Consider the following 14,746-nt stretch of genomic DNA (forward strand, 5'->3'; position numbering starts at 1 on the left):
TTCGGGATTAGAAAACTTACTGGTGGCTGCCGACTGCACAGCCAGTTCAACGCCGCGGCTTCGCCGCCATCAAGCCAAGTCCTCAACCGAAGCGGACTCGTTGCGCGACAAGTTGATGCCCAGGTTCGCGGCAGCGCGTTCCAGGTCCTCGTCGTCGCCGTCCCGCATCTCGATCGCGGCACCGTCGCTGGAGAGCACCTCGACGTTGAGGCACAGCGACTGCAGTTCCTTGAGCAGCACCTTGAACGACTCAGGGATGCCCGGCTCGGGGATGTTCTCGCCCTTGACGATCGCCTCGTAGACCTTGACCCGGCCCACCGTGTCGTCGGACTTGATGGTCAGCAGCTCCTGCAGCGTGTAGGCCGCACCGTAGGCCTGCATGGCCCAGCACTCCATCTCGCCGAACCGCTGGCCACCGAACTGCGCCTTACCGCCCAGCGGCTGCTGGGTGATCATCGAGTACGGACCGGTGGAGCGGGCGTGGATCTTGTCGTCCACCAAGTGGTGCAGCTTCAGGATGTACATGTAGCCGACCGTCACCGGGTACGGGAACGGTTCACCACTGCGACCGTCGTACAAGGTGGCCTTGCCGTCGCCGTTGACCATGACTTCGCCGTCACGGTTCGGCAGCGTCGCCGCGAGCAGACCCTGCAGCTCCTCCTCCTGCGCACCGTCGAACACCGGGGTGGCGGTCTTGGTGTCGGCGGGGGCGCTGCGCAGATGCTCGGGCAGCCCGGCAGCCCATTCCGGGTTCGTCGCCAGCTCAACATTCCAGCCGGTCTTGGCGACCCACCCGAGGTGGGTTTCCAGAATCTGCCCGATGTTCATCCGGCGCGGCACACCGTGGGTGTTCAGAATGATGTCCACGGGGGTGCCGTCCGGCAGGAACGGCATGTCCTCCTGCGCCAGGATCTTGCCGATGACGCCCTTGTTGCCGTGACGTCCGGCGAGCTTGTCGCCGTCGGAGATCTTGCGCTTCTGGGCCACGTAGACGCGGACCAGTTCGTTGACGCCGGCCGGCAGCTCGTCGTCGTCCTCGCGGGAGAACACCCGGATTCCGATGACCTTGCCCGACTCGCCGTGCGGCACCTTCAGGGAGGTGTCGCGGACCTCGCGGGCCTTCTCGCCGAAGATCGCGCGCAGCAGCCGCTCCTCCGGGGTCAGCTCGGTCTCACCCTTGGGGGTCACCTTGCCCACCAGGATGTCGCCGTCGCGAACCTCGGCACCGATCCGGATGATGCCGCGCTCGTCGAGGTCGGCCAGCACCTCGTCGGAGACGTTCGGGATGTCCCGGGTGATCTCCTCGGCGCCCAACTTGGTGTCGCGGGCATCGATCTCGTGCTCTTCGATGTGGATCGAGGTGAGCACGTCCTCCTCCACGAGCCGCTGGCTCAGGATGATCGCGTCCTCGTAGTTGTGGCCCTCCCACGGCATGATCGCCACGAGCAGGTTCTTGCCCAGGGCCATCTCGCCTTCGGAGGTACACGGTCCGTCGGCCACGACCTGACCGGCCTCGACCCGCTGCCCGGCGTCCACGATCGGGCGCTGGTTGGCGCACGTGCCGTGGTTGGAGCGGGCGAACTTGCGCATCCGGTAGGTCTGGCGGGTGCCGTCGTCGGCCATCACCGTCACGTAGTCGGCGCTGACCTCCTCGATCACACCGGCCTTCTCGGCGATCACCACGTCACCCGCGTCGATCGCGGCGCGCAGTTCCATGCCGGTGCCGACCAGCGGCGCCTCGCTGCGAACCAGCGGGACCGCCTGACGCTGCATGTTCGCACCCATCAGGGCGCGGTTGGCGTCGTCGTGCTCGAGGAACGGGATCATGGCCGTGGCCACCGACACCATCTGGCGCGGCGATACGTCCATGTAGTCGACCTCGGCCGGCGTGACGTTCTCGACCTCGCCACCCTTTTTACGCACCAGGATGCGCTCTTCGGTGAAGCGGCCGTCATCGTCGATCGGCGAGTTGGCCTGCGCCACGATGTAGCGGTCTTCCTCGTCGGCCGTGAGGTAGCTGATCTCGTCGGTGACGACACCCTCGACGACCTTGCGGTACGGCGTCTCGATGAAGCCGAACGGGTTGACCCGGGCGTACACCGACAGCGAGCCGATCAGGCCGATGTTCGGGCCTTCCGGGGTCTCGATCGGGCACATCCGGCCGTAGTGCGACGGGTGCACGTCACGGACTTCGAGGCCGGCACGTTCACGGGACAGACCACCGGGCCCGAGCGCCGACAGGCGGCGCTTGTGGGTCAGACCCGAAAGCGGGTTGTTCTGGTCCATGAACTGCGACAGCTGGCTGGTGCCGAAGAATTCCTTGATCGCAGCCACCACGGGGCGGATGTTGATCAGGGTCTGCGGCGTGATCGCCTCGACGTCCTGAGTGGTCATCCGCTCGCGCACCACGCGCTCCATGCGGGACAGACCGACCCGGATCTGGTTCTGGATCAGCTCGCCGACGGTACGCAGCCGACGGTTGCCGAAGTGGTCGATGTCGTCGACCTCGACCGGAACCTCGCTGCCGCCGGGCGCCGTCATGCTGGCCTGGCCCTCGTGCAGACGGACCAGGTACTCGATGGTGGCGGCGATGTCCTCTTCGGTCAGCGTCGAGCTGGTGATCGGCTCGCCGACGTTGAGGCCCAGCTTCTTGTTGACCTTGTAGCGGCCCACGCGGGCCAGGTCGTAGCGCTTCTCCTTGAAGAACAGGTTCTCCAGCAGGGTCTGCGCGGACTCCTTGGTGGGCGGCTCGCCCGGGCGCAGCTTGCGATAGATGTCCAGCAGCGCCTCATCGGTGCCGGCGGTGGCGTCCTTCTCGAGCGTCGACATCATGATCTCGGAGAAGCCGTAGCGCTCCACGATCTGCTCGTTGGTCCAGCCGAGCGCCTTGAGCAGCACGGTGACCGGCTGCCGACGCTTGCGGTCGATGCGCACACCGACGGTGTCGCGCTTGTCGATGTCGAATTCCAGCCACGCGCCGCGACCCGGGATGACCTTGACGCTGTGCAGGGTCTTCTCGGTGGACTTGTCGATGCTCTCGTCGAAGTACACGCCCGGCGAGCGCACCAGCTGGCTGACCACGACACGCTCGGTGCCGTTGATGATGAAGGTGCCCTTTTCGGTCATCATCGGGAAATCACCCATGAAGACCGTCTGGCTCTTGATCTCACCGGTGTTGTTGTTGATGAATTCGGCCGTGACGAACAGCGGAGCCGCGTACGTCATGTCCTTGTCTTTGCACTCGTCGACCGGCGCCTTGACGTCGTCGAAGCGCGGATCGGAGAAGCTCAGCGACATCGAACCCGAGAAGTCCTCGATCGGCGACAGCTCCTCGAGGACCTCTTCGAGGCCGCCCCGGGGGTTGATGTCGCCGCGATCGACGGCCTTCTGCCGCCAACTGCCGGCCCCGACCAACCATGCAAACGACTCGGTCTGCACGTCGAGCAGCCCCGGAACCTCGAGCGGTTCACGGAGCTTGGCAAACGAAATACGGTTGGGTGCCCCAGGGACGGAGTGGTTCGTGGATTCTGACTTGCTCTGGCTAGAGACTGCCAAGATGCATCCTTCCAGCACCTCGTGCGGCTTCGGGGCGACCTAGTATGGGTCGGACCGCATCACCGCGCTATCTGCGTTGGTTCGGCTGGATGACTTCGGCCTGAACCATGGCACGCAACGAAGATCACTGAGCAATGCTCAGCAGGACCTACGATGTCGAGTGCTGAATGATGGGCAGGAGGCAGCCAGCGCAACGTCCAACAATAGCGCAGGACGGCGCATTCCTCAACTACCGCTCGGTAACCGCATGATCGCTCCGGTCTCCCGGAGTGAGTACTGGCTGGCGACCTGATTACCCGTTACGAACATGCTGCCCAACAGACTGGCCTGTACGGGCCCGTCCGTCAAGAGGTGACGCGCCTTAATTGTGCACCAAATCACGCCCGCGCGCGCGGGGACCGCGCACGCAAATGGCCCCGCACCTGTCGGCGCGGGGCCATCGCTGACGAGCGGAGTTATGCCTCGTGCTGCACCGGGATGGACGCCGTGGGCGTCTCGTCGGCGAAGCTGTGGGCCTTGTACTTGTGGGTGCCCTCGAGGTCGTCGCGGATGGCCTCCTGGGCGGCCGGCGGCAGGGTGTGCATGATCTCGCGCACCCGGGCCTGCCGACGGCCCACTGCCTTGCGCTCCGGCATGCCGGGGGTCGCCTGGATCTGCGGCGGCACGCCCTCGATCTCGTCGACGCCACCGTCGTGGTGTCCGGCGTCGGCCAGCGCCTGCTCCTCGGCCATGGTGCCTTCGTCCTTCTCCTCCGACATACCGATCGGACCGAGACGACGGCCGTTGAGGAACTGCTTGACGACCGGCTCGTCGCTGGTGAGCAGGACCTCGCGGGGGCCGAACATCACCAGCTGCTTACGGAACAGCATGCCCATGTTGTCCGGCACCGTGCGGGCGATGTTGATGTTGTGCGTCACGATCAGAATCGTGCAGTCGATCTGCGCGTTGATGTCGATCAGCAGCTGGCTCAGGTAGGCGGTACGGACCGGGTCCAGACCGGAGTCCGGCTCGTCACAGAGGATGATCTGCGGGTCGAGCACCAGCGAGCGCGCCAGGCCGGCACGCTTGCGCATACCGCCGGAGATCTCGCCGGGGAACTTGTTCTCGTCACCGGTCAAGCCCACCATGTCGAGCTTCTCCATGACGATGTCACGGATCTCGCTCTCCTTCTTCTTGGTGTGCTCGCGCAGCGGGAACGCCGTGTTGTCATACAGGTTCATCGACCCGAACAGCGCGCCGTCCTGGAACATCACGCCGAACAGTGTGCGGATCTCGTACAGCTCCTTGGCGGAGCAGTCGATGATGTTGGTGCCGTCGACGACGATCTTGCCGCGCTCGGGGCGAAGCAATCCGATCAGGGACTTCAGGAACACCGACTTGCCGGTACCCGACGGTCCCAGCAGCACGCTGACCTCGCCGGCCGGAACGTCCATCGTGACGTCTTCCCAAATCCGCTGGGATCCGAAGGACTTCGTCAGCCCCTCAACCTGGATGCCAATACCCACGCGAAATCCTTCCGATGCAATTCGAGACACCACGAGCGGCCCGCCTGTGGTTTGAGTCACTGTAGCGCACCCAAAACTTCAGCAGCTAGCTTGTGCCGATTCTGTGATTGATCAGCCTATTCGTCGGGGCACCAGTTGCCGTGGAACCCCATCGGAACGCGCTGCGGAAGGTGCACGGTCGCCACGGTCTCCAGGCTCGCGGCATCGAGGATCAGCAACTGCCCCTCGTCGCGTCCGAGGTGATGCCCGTAGCCCATCAGGACGCCGTCGTCCTCGGCCCGGGCACCCGGATTCGGCACGAAGGACATCTCGCCCATCAGCAGTTCGGCATCCAGGGGCGCCTGCTCGCTGCCACCGGTCTGGAAGTCCTGCTTGTAGACCGCGCTGCGGGGTCGCCCACCGCCGCCGAACGCCCCTTCCAGGCCAACCGTGTAGCCGAAGCGATGCTTGGCGCCGGTGAGCGTCTCGTTGATGCGCGGGAACTCCTGTTCGCGGTCGTCGCGTCGCTCGGTGCGCACCGCGCCGCTGCTCAGATCGATCTCCCAGCGGTCGAGCGTGGGATGCCCCTCGCCCGGTCCGCGCCGGTCGCGGTCGAACATCCGAGCGTGCCGGACCACATCGAGCACCAGCACCTCGTGACCGTCGCGGTCCTCGCTGTAGGCGTTGAGCGGGTGGAACACGTAGCACGGGTCCACGTCGAACCAGCGGATGTCGGCACCGGCGCCCTCTCGAGGCAGCACGCCGACGCGCGCCGGATAGGAGTCGTCCCAGGCGAACGGTAGCGACGAGATGGGGCGGGTGTCGCTGTTGATCCGCGCCGCCAGCGGTCCGGGCACCCGCACGCGACCGGCCAGCGATTGCAGCACCAGGCGCGCCGGAGCGCGCAGCCAGCGCGGCACGCTGAAGGGCAGGATCTGTGCGGCGTCGAAGGTGACGGGGAGGTCGTAGATCACCACGTAGCGCTCGGTGAGCGAGAAGTCGTGCATCATCGGCGCGCCGGTCACGTCGATGTCGACCGTGCGTCGAGCGTGCCCGGCCGCGTCGATCACCGAATACTGCACCGTGCGGCCACGTGCGAACGAGTACGAAACAGCGTGCAGTTCACCGGTTTTCGGGTCCCGGTGGGGGTGTGCGGTGTAGCCGCCGTAGAGGGTCCCGTCGAAATCGCAGGTGCCGATGGTGTCGAGTTCGTCGGTGAGTCGGTAGTTGGCGCCGCCGCCCTCGACCAACGCCAGGGTCTGTCCGGCATGCGTCAGCACGTTCGTGTTGGGGCCGATGGCGAGCATGCCGGCGCGGGGGTCCAACCCCGCGATGCGCGGTTCGCCCAACGCCCGCGAAACCCCCGGCGAGCGCACCCACCGGTTGCGGTACCAGCGCGCGGCACCGTCGCGCAGTGCCAGGCCGTGCACCATCGCGTCACCGGAGAACCAGTGATAGGTCGCCGGGTCGACCTCGGCCGCGGGGTTGGGGCCGTTGCGCAGGTAGCGGCCGTCGAGGTGCTCCGGGATGGCGCCGGTGACCTCCAGGTCCAGTGCTGTCACCTCCTGTTGGACCGGTGCGAGGAACCCGTCGAGATACGGGTTGGTGGTGTCGGCGTGGGGTTGTACGGCGGTCATGGGGTCACCCTCTCCGGTGTGCTCACGTGAGTGCGCATAACGTTGTTATGACGATGTTATGCAGACCGTACGGCACCCGTGAGACGATGGCAACGATGACTTCTGGGACGGCGTCGGCAGCCGGAGCTTCGACGCAGCGCAGCGTGCGGGACGAGCTGGTACACGCCGCGGTGGGGCTGCTCGACGATCACGGCCCCGACGCGCTGCAGACCCGCAAGGTCACCAGTGCGGTCGGCAACTCGACGATGGCCGTGTACACCCACTTCGGCGGCATGCGCGGGTTGATCGCCGCGGTCGCCCAGGAGGGGCTGAGCCAATTCGACGCGGCCCTGAGCATCCCGCTCACCGACGACCCGGTGGCCGATCTGTTGCGCTGCGGTGGGGCCTATCGGCGGTTCGCGATCAGCCGGCCCCACATGTACCGGCTGATGTTCGGCAGCACCAGCGCGCACGGCATCAACGCCCCGGCTCGCAATGTCCTGACGCTGCGGGTCGCCGATATCACCGAGCACCATCCGAGCCTCGCGCACGTCGTCCGGCATGTGCACCGCGCGATGGTGGCGGGCCGGATCAGCGCGGGCTCCCCCGACGACGACGCGGCGGTGCTGGCCATCGCATCGCAGTTCTGGACGATGATGCATGGGTTCGTGATGCTCGAACTGGCCGGCTACTTCGGCGACGCGGCGCTGCGGCCCGTATTGGGCGAGCTGGTGGCCAACACGCTGCTCGCCCTCGGCGACGCGCCCGAAGCGGTGGCGGCCTCCCGCTCCGCCGCGGCGCCACCGCTGTGAGGCAACGAGAAAGCCCCCGAAGATCCGCTGATCTTTCGGGGGCTTTCTGCTGAAGAGCTGGTACTACTTGACGGTCACCGAAGCGCCGGCGGCCTCGAGCTTGGCCTTGGCATCCTCGGCCGCGTCCTTGGCGACCTTCTCGAGCACTGCCTTGGGGGCACTGTCGACGAGATCCTTGGCCTCCTTGAGGCCCAGGCCGGAGACGATCTCGCGGACGACCTTGATGACGCCGATCTTCTTGTCACCGGCACCCTCGAGGATGACGTCGAACTCCGACTGCTCCTCGGCGGCCTCGGCGGCACCGCCACCACCGGCGGCGGGGGCCGCGGCGACGGCGACCGGAGCGGCGGCGGTGACCTCGAAGGTCTCCTCGAACTTCTTCACGAACTCCGAGAGCTCGAGCAGGGTCAGTTCCTTGAACGCGTCGAGCAATTCATCGGTGCTGAGCTTTGCCATGGTGGCAGTCCTTCCTGGATGTGTTTCCTACGGATGTGCTTGGTCGGGTTATTCGGTTGTCTCGGCGGCAGCCTCGACGGGCGCCTCCGCAGCCGCCTCGGCGGGTGCTTCCGCAGCGGCCTCGGCGGGTGCCTCGGCAGCACGCTTGTCCTGCAACGCGGCAGCCAGGCGGGCGACCTGCGACGCCGGCGCATTGAACAGCACGGCGGCCTTGGTCAGGTTCGCCTTCATCGCGCCGGCGAGCTTGGTCAGCAGCACCTCGCGCGATTCGAGATCGGCAATGCGCTCGACCTCGCTGACGGTCAGCGGCTTGCCGTCCATGTAGCCGCCCTTGATCACCAGGGACTTGTGGTCCTTGGCGAACTTCTTCAGCGCCTTGGCTGCGTCGACCGGCTCACCGTTGATGAACGCGATCGCCGTCGGGCCGACGAACAGCTCGTCGAGCCCCTCGACACCGGCATCTGAGGCCGCACGCTTGACCAGCGTGTTCTTGGCGACCGAATACGTCGCCGCGTCGCCCAGCGACCGACGCAGCTCGACGAGGTTGGCCACGGTCAGACCGCGGTACTCGGTGATGACGGTCGCAGTCGAGGCTTTGAACTGCTCGGTGATCTCTGCAACGGCGGTAGCCTTGTCAGCCTTGGCCATGCATGCCTCCTGATGATGTGTTGTCCAGCGTGCTTGCGTACGCCACCGCCCGGAAACGACGAACGCCCCGACGCAGGATGCGGTCGGGGCGTGAAAGCCTGCTTCTCAGCGGGCGTTGCCTCGTCCTCCTGCGTGGGCCGCCGGGATGTTCCCGGACCTTCGACCGATTGCTCGGTAACCGACGGTCTTCGGTGGATCGTCGACAAATATAGCGCGCGATGGGCCGATCGGCCAAAACGGCCCGCACCCACCCGGCGCGAGCGGCCACCCTGGTACAGAGTTCGGGCTGGAACCGTACAACGGTGGCCCGTCGCGTTATGAGATGTCGCGCAGCAGCGCCGCCGCACCCACCAGCCCGGCCCGCCCGCCCAGCTGTGCGGGCACCACCGTCAGACCGGCCAGGAAGCTCAGCCCCGCGAACCGCGTCAGCGCGGCCCGCACCGGATCGAACAACACCGGGCCGGAGCGGGCCACGCCACCGCCGATGACCACCCGGTCCAGATCGCAGACCGCGGCCACCGAGACGATCATCGCGGCGATCGCGGTCGCTCCGCGCTCGAAGGCCCGCAGCGCGACCGGGTCACCCGCGGCGGCGGCCTCCCCCAGCACCTTCGCGTCGGCGTCTTCGGCGGCGGCCCAGCCGTTTTCGCGGGCCCAGGCCACCATCCGCGGGCCCGCCGCGAACACCTCGACGCAGCCCCGCCCCCCGCAGGAGCACGCCGGTCCGGCCGGCTCCACCACCACGTGCCCGACGTGCCCGGCGTTGCCGGTCCGGCCGTCGTACGGCTTGCCGTCGAGCACCAGGCCGCCGCCGACGCCGGTCGAGACCACCGCGCCCAGCAGGAACTGCGTCCCCCGTCCGGCGCCGCGCCAGTGCTCGCCGAGGGTCATGCACAAACCGTCGCCGGCCAGCCGCACGGGCCGGCCGCCGAGCGCCGCGGCGACCCGGTCGCGGATCGGGAAACCTTGCCAGGACGGCACATTGAGGGGGCTGACGGTGCCGGCGGGCAGGTCGACCGGACCGGCCGAGGCGATGCCCGCCCCGCGCACGGTCGCATCGGTGGTCATCCGGGCGATGAGGTCCTCGACGACCCGCCAGATCGCCTCGGCCCCGACGGGTGGCGTCGGCAACCGCTCGGCGCGCACCACGGCGCCGTCGGGGTCGACCAGGCCTGCGGCGATCTTGGTGCCGCCGATGTCGAGGGCCAGCGTGAGGTCGGTCATCGGTGCCGATACTCCCCCACCTCCGTCGCGAGCGGGCCGGGACCACCCGCGTGCTGTCTGCACGCGCGGTTGGAACACTGTTCGGCAACCGTTCAGACACTGCTGACCTGCTCGGCATGCCGACCTCGCCATCTCGTGTCACAGTGGAATCACTGTGAGCGAGAACCTGCATATGCCCACCGAGGCCCACCGGAAAGCACCGTGGCGCGACCCGCTGTCGATCGGCTGGCAGGCCCACCGACGGCTGCTGCTGCTGCGCCTGCACTGGCACGATTCCTCCTCGCGTCGTCGCGACGGCGCGCAGACGACGGTATGGCGGCACCGCATCGGTGGCCACCAGCGCTAGAACGCGCGGGCCAGCCGCTGTGACACGGTCCGCGCGGCGGCGATGACCTCCGGCGGCCCGAGGATGTCGAAGTCGTGGCCGACCAGCGCCAGCCACAGCACCAACCGCTGCGGGTCATCGCCGCCGGTGGACACCACGCACGAGTCCGGACCCGCATCCTCGATGGTCACCGCACTCGGCGAGAAATGCTGTGCGACAACCTCATACGAGCAGTGATAACGCACCCTCGCCACATACCGGTAGGACGAGCTGCTCAACGCCCGGCTCACGAACGCGGCCGCGTCGGGCGCCTCGCGCGGCGCGAACGTCGTGCCCTGGGCCGTGACAGCGTTCATGCGGTCCAGCCGCAGACTGCGCCAGTCCGCGCGGTCGCGGTCATAGGCCAACAGGTACCAGCGCCGGCCCGTGGTCACCAACTGGTAGGGCTCGAGACGCCGATCGGTGCGCGCGCCGGCCGCCGACAGGTACTGCAGGCCGACGTGTTCGTGGTCGCGGCACGCCCGCGCCAGGGTCATCAGCGACACCGGGTCCACCGGGCCGTCGGTGCCGGCGGTCAGCGTCACCGTCGCGCCGTGCACCGCCGCCACCTGCGACCGCAGCCGTGCCGGCAGCACCTGATCCAGCTTGGACAGGGCACGCAGCGCCGACTCACCGACCCCGGTCACGCCGCTGCCCGCCGCGAGCCGCAGACACACCGCCATCGCGACGGCCTCCTCTCCGTCGAGCAGCAGCGGCGGCAGGGCGGCCCCGGCACCGAGCTGATACCCGCCCCCCTGGCCGGGACTCGCGTGCACCGGGTAGCCGAGGTCACGCAGCCGTTCGATGTCCCGGCGCACGCTGCGCCCGGTCACGCCGAGACGCTGGGCGAGCTCGCGGCCGGTCCACACCCGGCGCGCCTGCAGGAGGCCGAGCAGCCGCAGCACCCGGCCGGTGGTTTCGGCCACCAGAGGAGTATCGCGCAGGTTCTAGGACAGATGTAGTCCGCAATTGTTGGAAGGCTGGGCCCATGACCACTCCGACCCTGGTGAACTCGCTGGTGGACCAACTCTCGTGGCACTGGACGCAACAACTGCGCCCACGCCTGGACGGCCTCACCGATGCCGAGTACTTCTGGGAACCCGTGCCCGACTGCTGGACCCTGCACCGCGACGGGTCCATCGACTTCAGCTATCCGCCCCCCGACCCGGCGCCGGTCACCACGATCGCGTGGCGACTGGCGCACGTCATCGTCGGCGTGCTGGCCATGCGTAACCATTCCCACTTCGCCGGGCCGCCCGCGGACTATCAGAGTTGGGATTACGCCACCGACGCCGCGACGGCGCTGACCCAACTCGACGACGCCTACCGGCGCTGGATGGCCGGAGTCGGCGCACTGAGCGCGGCGGATCTCGACCGACCCATCGGGGCCGCCGAGGGGCCGTGGGGCCAGCGCCCGATGATCGACCTGGTGCTGCACATCAACCGGGAGGTCATCCACCACGGCGCCGAGATCTCATTGCTCCGAGACCTGTATGCGCACAACACCATTCGAGAGGACGACTGAACATGCCCGCTCTGGCACCCCCGGTCCGCGACGAACGCGATGCGCTGTGCGGCTTCCTCGCCTATCAACAGAGCGCATTCTTCGCCGTCGCCCACGGCCTGACCGACGAACAGGCCCGCGCCACCCCCGCCGCGAGCGCGCTGTCGATCGGCGGCCTGCTCAAACACGCCGCGGGCGTGCAACGCGGTTGGATGGCGCGCGTCGCGGCAGCGCCGGGAACCCCGCCGCCGGACGACCGGCCGATGGAGGACCGGATGGCGGGGTACGCCGACGAATACGTCATGGGGCCCGAGGACACCGTGGCCGGCCTGATCGACGCGCTACGCGCACAGAACGCCGAGTCGCTGCGCCTGATCGGGACCGCGGACCTCGACGCCGCCGTGCCGGTGCCGCGCGACGCGCCATGGTTCCCACGCGACGTCGAGGCGTGGTCGGTGCGCTGGGTGATCCTGCATCTGATCGGTGAACTGGCCCGGCATGCCGGGCACGCGGACATCATCCGCGAGTCGATCGACGGCGCCACGATGTACGAACTCATCGCGGCCGCCGAGCAGTGGGAGCCGCAACCCTGGCTGACTCCATGGCGGCCGTCGCAGTGAGCGCGATCACCCTCTGGGGGCACGCATTGGAAAGCCGCGCGGCGGGACTGGCACACTACAACAATGAGTTCGACCAATCAGCATCGGGAGGTCGTCAAGCTCGACCGCGTCCCGCTGCCCTTCGAGGCGGCCCGGGTCGGTACGACGGGCTGGCAGCTCACCCGCACCGCCGCCCGCGTCGCGCTACGTCTGCCGGGCCGCGGAAGCCTGCAGACCAAGGTCATCAAGGAGATCCCACAGGCCTTCGCCGACCTCGGACCCACCTATGTGAAGTTCGGCCAGATCATCGCGTCCAGCCCGGGTGCGTTCGGCGAACCGCTGTCCCGGGAATTCCGCACCCTGCTCGACGCCGTGCCGCCCGCCGACCCCGCTGAAGTGCAGAAACTGTTCAAGGAGGAACTCGGCGACGACCCGAAGACCCTGTTCAGACACTTCGAGGAGACACCGTTCGCCTCGGCGTCCATCGCGCAGGTGCACTTCGCGACCTTGCACAGCGGCGAGGACGTCGTCGTCAAGATCCAGCGCCCCGGCATCCGTCGCCGGGTGGCCGCCGATCTGCAGATCCTCAAGCGCTTCGCCCAGGTCGTCGAGTTCGCGAAGCTGGGCCGCCGGCTGTCGGCCCAGGATGTGGTGGCCGACTTCTCCGACAACCTGGCCGAGGAGCTGGACTTCCGCATCGAGGCGCAGTCCATGGAGGCCTGGGTCAGCCACCTGCATTCGTCCGCGCTGGGCAAGAACATCAAGGTGCCCGACGTCTACTGGGACTACACCTCGCAGCGGGTGCTGACCATGGAACGCGTGCACGGCGTGCGCATCGACGACGTGGCCGCCATCCGCAAGCAGAATTTTGACGGCACCGAGCTGGTCAAGGCGCTGCTGTTCTCGACCTTCGAGGGCGGCCTGCGCCACGGCCTGTTCCACGGCGACCTGCACGCCGGCAACCTGCTGGTGGACCGGCAGGGCCGGATCGTCTTCCTGGATTTCGGCATCATGGGCCGGATCGACCCGCGCACCCGCTGGCTGCTGCGCGAGCTGATCTACGCGCTGCTGGTCAAGAAGGACCACGCCGCCGCGGGCAAGATCGTGGTGCTGCTCGGCGCGGTCGGCACCGTCCGCCCCGAAGCGCAGGCGGCCAAGGACTTGGAGGCGTTCGCCCAGCCGCTGAGCATGAAGTCGCTGGGCGATATGTCCTACGCCGAGATCGGCAAGCAGCTCTCGACGCTGGCCGACGCCTACGACGTCAAGCTGCCCCGCGAGCTGGTGCTGATCGGCAAACAGTTCCTCTATGTCGAGCGGTACATGAAACTGCTGGCACCCAGCTGGCAGATGATGAGCGATCCGCAGTTCTCCGGATACTTCGCGAACTTCATGGTCGAGGTCAGCCGTGATCACCGCCAAGACCTGGACAAGTCCGACGAGGAGATCGAGGTTTAGTGCAGCCGGAGACCGTCCGGTGCGGCACCGCCCGCTCCGGTGACCTTGACATCTATTACGAGGACATGGGCCACGCGGGTGACCCGGCGGTGCTGCTGATCATGGGGCTGGGTGCGCAGCTGCTGTTGTGGCGCAAGGCGTTCTGCCAGAAGCTCGTCGACCGCGGCCTGCGGGTCATCCGATTCGACAACCGCGATGTCGGGTTGTCGAGCAAGCTCGACGGTCAGCGGGTCGACGGCTCGCAGTACCCGAGCATGGTCCGCTCGGCGCTGGGCCTGCGCAGCCCGGCGATCTACACGCTCGAGGACATGGCCGACGACGCCGCGGCGCTGCTCGACCACCTCGACATCGATCGGGCGCACATCGTCGGCGCGTCGATGGGCGGCATGATCGCCCAGGTGGTCGCCGCGCGCCATGCCGAACGGACCCGGTCGCTGGGCGTCATCTTCTCCAGCAACAACCAGGCGGCGTTGCCGCCGCCGGATCCGCGGGCCCTGTTCGCGGTCCTCAAGGGCCCACCGGTGGACGCGCCGCGCGAGGCCATCATCGACAACGCCGTCCGGGTCACCCGGGTCATCGGCAGCCCGGCCTACCCGGCCGCCGAGGCACAGATCCGCTCCCAAGCCGCCGAGGGCTACGACCGCAGCTATTACCCGGTCGGGGTGGCGCGGCAGTTCGGTGCGATCACCGGCAGCGGCAGCCTGCGCCACTACGACCGGCGCATCAGCGCACCCACGGTGGTGATCCACGGGCTCGCCGACCGGCTGATGCGCCCGTCCGGCGGTCGCGCTGTCGCCAACAACATCGCCGGCGCCCGCCTGGTGCTTTTCCCGGGCATGGGCCACGACCTGCCCGAGCCACTGTGGGACCCGATCGTCGACCAGCTTGACCTCACGTTTTCGGCCGCCGGCGGCTGAGAACGCGGCCCGTCAATCGATGACGGGACTGTGACGGACCCCCGTCCACCGTTGCCAGCCCGCGGCCCCGCCCCCAACCATGTGAATTGCTACGGGGGTGGAAGCACTGATT

At 67.9% G+C, this 14,746-nt stretch carries 13 protein-coding genes; 6 read left to right on the top strand and 7 right to left on the bottom strand.

The window, feature by feature from the left end:
- Positions 1 to 69 precede the first annotated feature (69 nt).
- From rpoB to RCP80_RS19295, 3 genes are all read right to left on the bottom strand, one after another.
- On the bottom strand, positions 70 to 3,573 hold the full coding sequence (gene rpoB / locus RCP80_RS19285; RefSeq protein ID WP_308479203.1) for a DNA-directed RNA polymerase subunit beta: 3,504 nt from the start codon (positions 3,571 to 3,573) through the stop codon (positions 70 to 72).
- Between the two features lie 437 nt (positions 3,574 to 4,010).
- A complete protein-coding gene (locus tag RCP80_RS19290) occupies positions 4,011 to 5,060 on the bottom strand; it encodes an ABC transporter ATP-binding protein (RefSeq protein WP_308479204.1) in 1,050 nt (349 codons plus the stop codon).
- 116 nt (positions 5,061 to 5,176) lie between these two features.
- Positions 5,177 to 6,676: a carotenoid oxygenase family protein gene (locus tag RCP80_RS19295; protein ID WP_308479205.1), complete on the bottom strand. Its 1,500-nt coding sequence runs from the start codon at positions 6,674 to 6,676 to the stop codon at positions 5,177 to 5,179.
- Positions 6,677 to 6,762: 86 nt separating this feature from the next.
- Here RCP80_RS19295 and RCP80_RS19300 point away from each other — a divergent pair, with 86 nt between their 5' ends.
- Positions 6,763 to 7,467, top strand: coding sequence for a TetR/AcrR family transcriptional regulator (locus tag RCP80_RS19300; protein ID WP_373693380.1), 705 nt, complete (start codon positions 6,763 to 6,765; stop codon positions 7,465 to 7,467).
- Positions 7,468 to 7,530: 63 nt separating this feature from the next.
- Here the strand turns inward: RCP80_RS19300 and rplL are convergent, their stop codons facing one another.
- The 3 genes from rplL to RCP80_RS19315 form a co-directional block, all read right to left on the bottom strand.
- Positions 7,531 to 7,923, bottom strand: coding sequence for a 50S ribosomal protein L7/L12 (gene rplL / locus RCP80_RS19305; protein WP_308479207.1), 393 nt, complete (start codon positions 7,921 to 7,923; stop codon positions 7,531 to 7,533).
- Between the two features lie 48 nt (positions 7,924 to 7,971).
- Positions 7,972 to 8,571, bottom strand: a complete 600-nt coding sequence (gene rplJ, locus RCP80_RS19310) for a 50S ribosomal protein L10 (protein WP_308479208.1) — start codon at positions 8,569 to 8,571, stop codon at positions 7,972 to 7,974.
- 315 nt (positions 8,572 to 8,886) lie between these two features.
- Positions 8,887 to 9,795, bottom strand: a complete 909-nt coding sequence (locus tag RCP80_RS19315; protein ID WP_308479209.1) for an ROK family protein — start codon at positions 9,793 to 9,795, stop codon at positions 8,887 to 8,889.
- Positions 9,796 to 9,949: 154 nt separating this feature from the next.
- Between RCP80_RS19315 and RCP80_RS19320 the strand changes: the two genes are divergently transcribed.
- On the top strand, positions 9,950 to 10,141 hold the full coding sequence (locus RCP80_RS19320) for a hypothetical protein (protein WP_308479210.1): 192 nt from the start codon (positions 9,950 to 9,952) through the stop codon (positions 10,139 to 10,141).
- Here RCP80_RS19320 and RCP80_RS19325 read toward each other — a convergent pair.
- Positions 10,138 to 11,085 carry a helix-turn-helix transcriptional regulator gene (locus tag RCP80_RS19325; RefSeq protein WP_308479211.1) on the bottom strand — a complete coding sequence of 316 codons (948 nt, stop codon included), beginning with the start codon at positions 11,083 to 11,085 and terminating at the stop codon, positions 10,138 to 10,140. The two genes, RCP80_RS19320 and RCP80_RS19325, sit on opposite strands and share 4 nt — an antisense overlap.
- A gap of 62 nt (positions 11,086 to 11,147) precedes the next feature.
- Between RCP80_RS19325 and RCP80_RS19330 the strand changes: the two genes are divergently transcribed.
- The 4 genes from RCP80_RS19330 (at position 11,148) to RCP80_RS19345 (ending at position 14,634) form a co-directional block, all read left to right on the top strand.
- Complete coding sequence (locus RCP80_RS19330) at positions 11,148 to 11,684, top strand: DinB family protein (protein ID WP_308479212.1); 537 nt, start codon at positions 11,148 to 11,150, stop codon at positions 11,682 to 11,684.
- A 2-nt stretch (positions 11,685 to 11,686) separates the two neighbouring features.
- Positions 11,687 to 12,283, top strand: a complete 597-nt coding sequence (locus tag RCP80_RS19335; RefSeq protein WP_308479213.1) for a DinB family protein — start codon at positions 11,687 to 11,689, stop codon at positions 12,281 to 12,283.
- A 63-nt stretch (positions 12,284 to 12,346) separates the two neighbouring features.
- Positions 12,347 to 13,717 carry an ABC1 kinase family protein gene (locus tag RCP80_RS19340; RefSeq protein WP_308479214.1) on the top strand — a complete coding sequence of 457 codons (1,371 nt, stop codon included), beginning with the start codon at positions 12,347 to 12,349 and terminating at the stop codon, positions 13,715 to 13,717.
- Positions 13,718 to 13,782: 65 nt separating this feature from the next.
- Positions 13,783 to 14,634, top strand: coding sequence for an alpha/beta fold hydrolase (locus RCP80_RS19345; protein ID WP_308482932.1), 852 nt, complete (start codon positions 13,783 to 13,785; stop codon positions 14,632 to 14,634).
- Positions 14,635 to 14,746: the final 112 nt, after the last annotated feature.

It is taken from the genome of Mycolicibacterium sp. MU0053, from assembly GCF_963378095.1.
Classification (GTDB): Bacteria; Actinomycetota; Actinomycetes; order Mycobacteriales; family Mycobacteriaceae; genus Mycobacterium; species Mycobacterium burgundiense.

Excerpts from the sequence above, each read along its gene's own strand:
- RCP80_RS19345 (WP_308482932.1), top strand. The coding sequence starts at position 13,783 with ATGGGCCACGCGGGTGACCCGGCGGTGCTGCTGATCATGGGGCTGGGT.
- RCP80_RS19295 (WP_308479205.1), bottom strand. The coding sequence starts at position 6,676 with ATGACCGCCGTACAACCCCACGCCGACACCACCAACCCGTATCTCGAC.
- RCP80_RS19340 (WP_308479214.1), top strand. The coding sequence starts at position 12,347 with ATGAGTTCGACCAATCAGCATCGGGAGGTCGTCAAGCTCGACCGCGTC.
- RCP80_RS19300 (WP_373693380.1), top strand. The coding sequence starts at position 6,763 with ATGGCAACGATGACTTCTGGGACGGCGTCGGCAGCCGGAGCTTCGACG.
- RCP80_RS19315 (WP_308479209.1), bottom strand. The coding sequence starts at position 9,795 with ATGACCGACCTCACGCTGGCCCTCGACATCGGCGGCACCAAGATCGCC.
- rplJ (WP_308479208.1), bottom strand. The coding sequence starts at position 8,571 with ATGGCCAAGGCTGACAAGGCTACCGCCGTTGCAGAGATCACCGAGCAG.
- RCP80_RS19330 (WP_308479212.1), top strand. The coding sequence starts at position 11,148 with ATGACCACTCCGACCCTGGTGAACTCGCTGGTGGACCAACTCTCGTGG.
- rplL (WP_308479207.1), bottom strand. The coding sequence starts at position 7,923 with ATGGCAAAGCTCAGCACCGATGAATTGCTCGACGCGTTCAAGGAACTG.
- RCP80_RS19335 (WP_308479213.1), top strand. The coding sequence starts at position 11,687 with ATGCCCGCTCTGGCACCCCCGGTCCGCGACGAACGCGATGCGCTGTGC.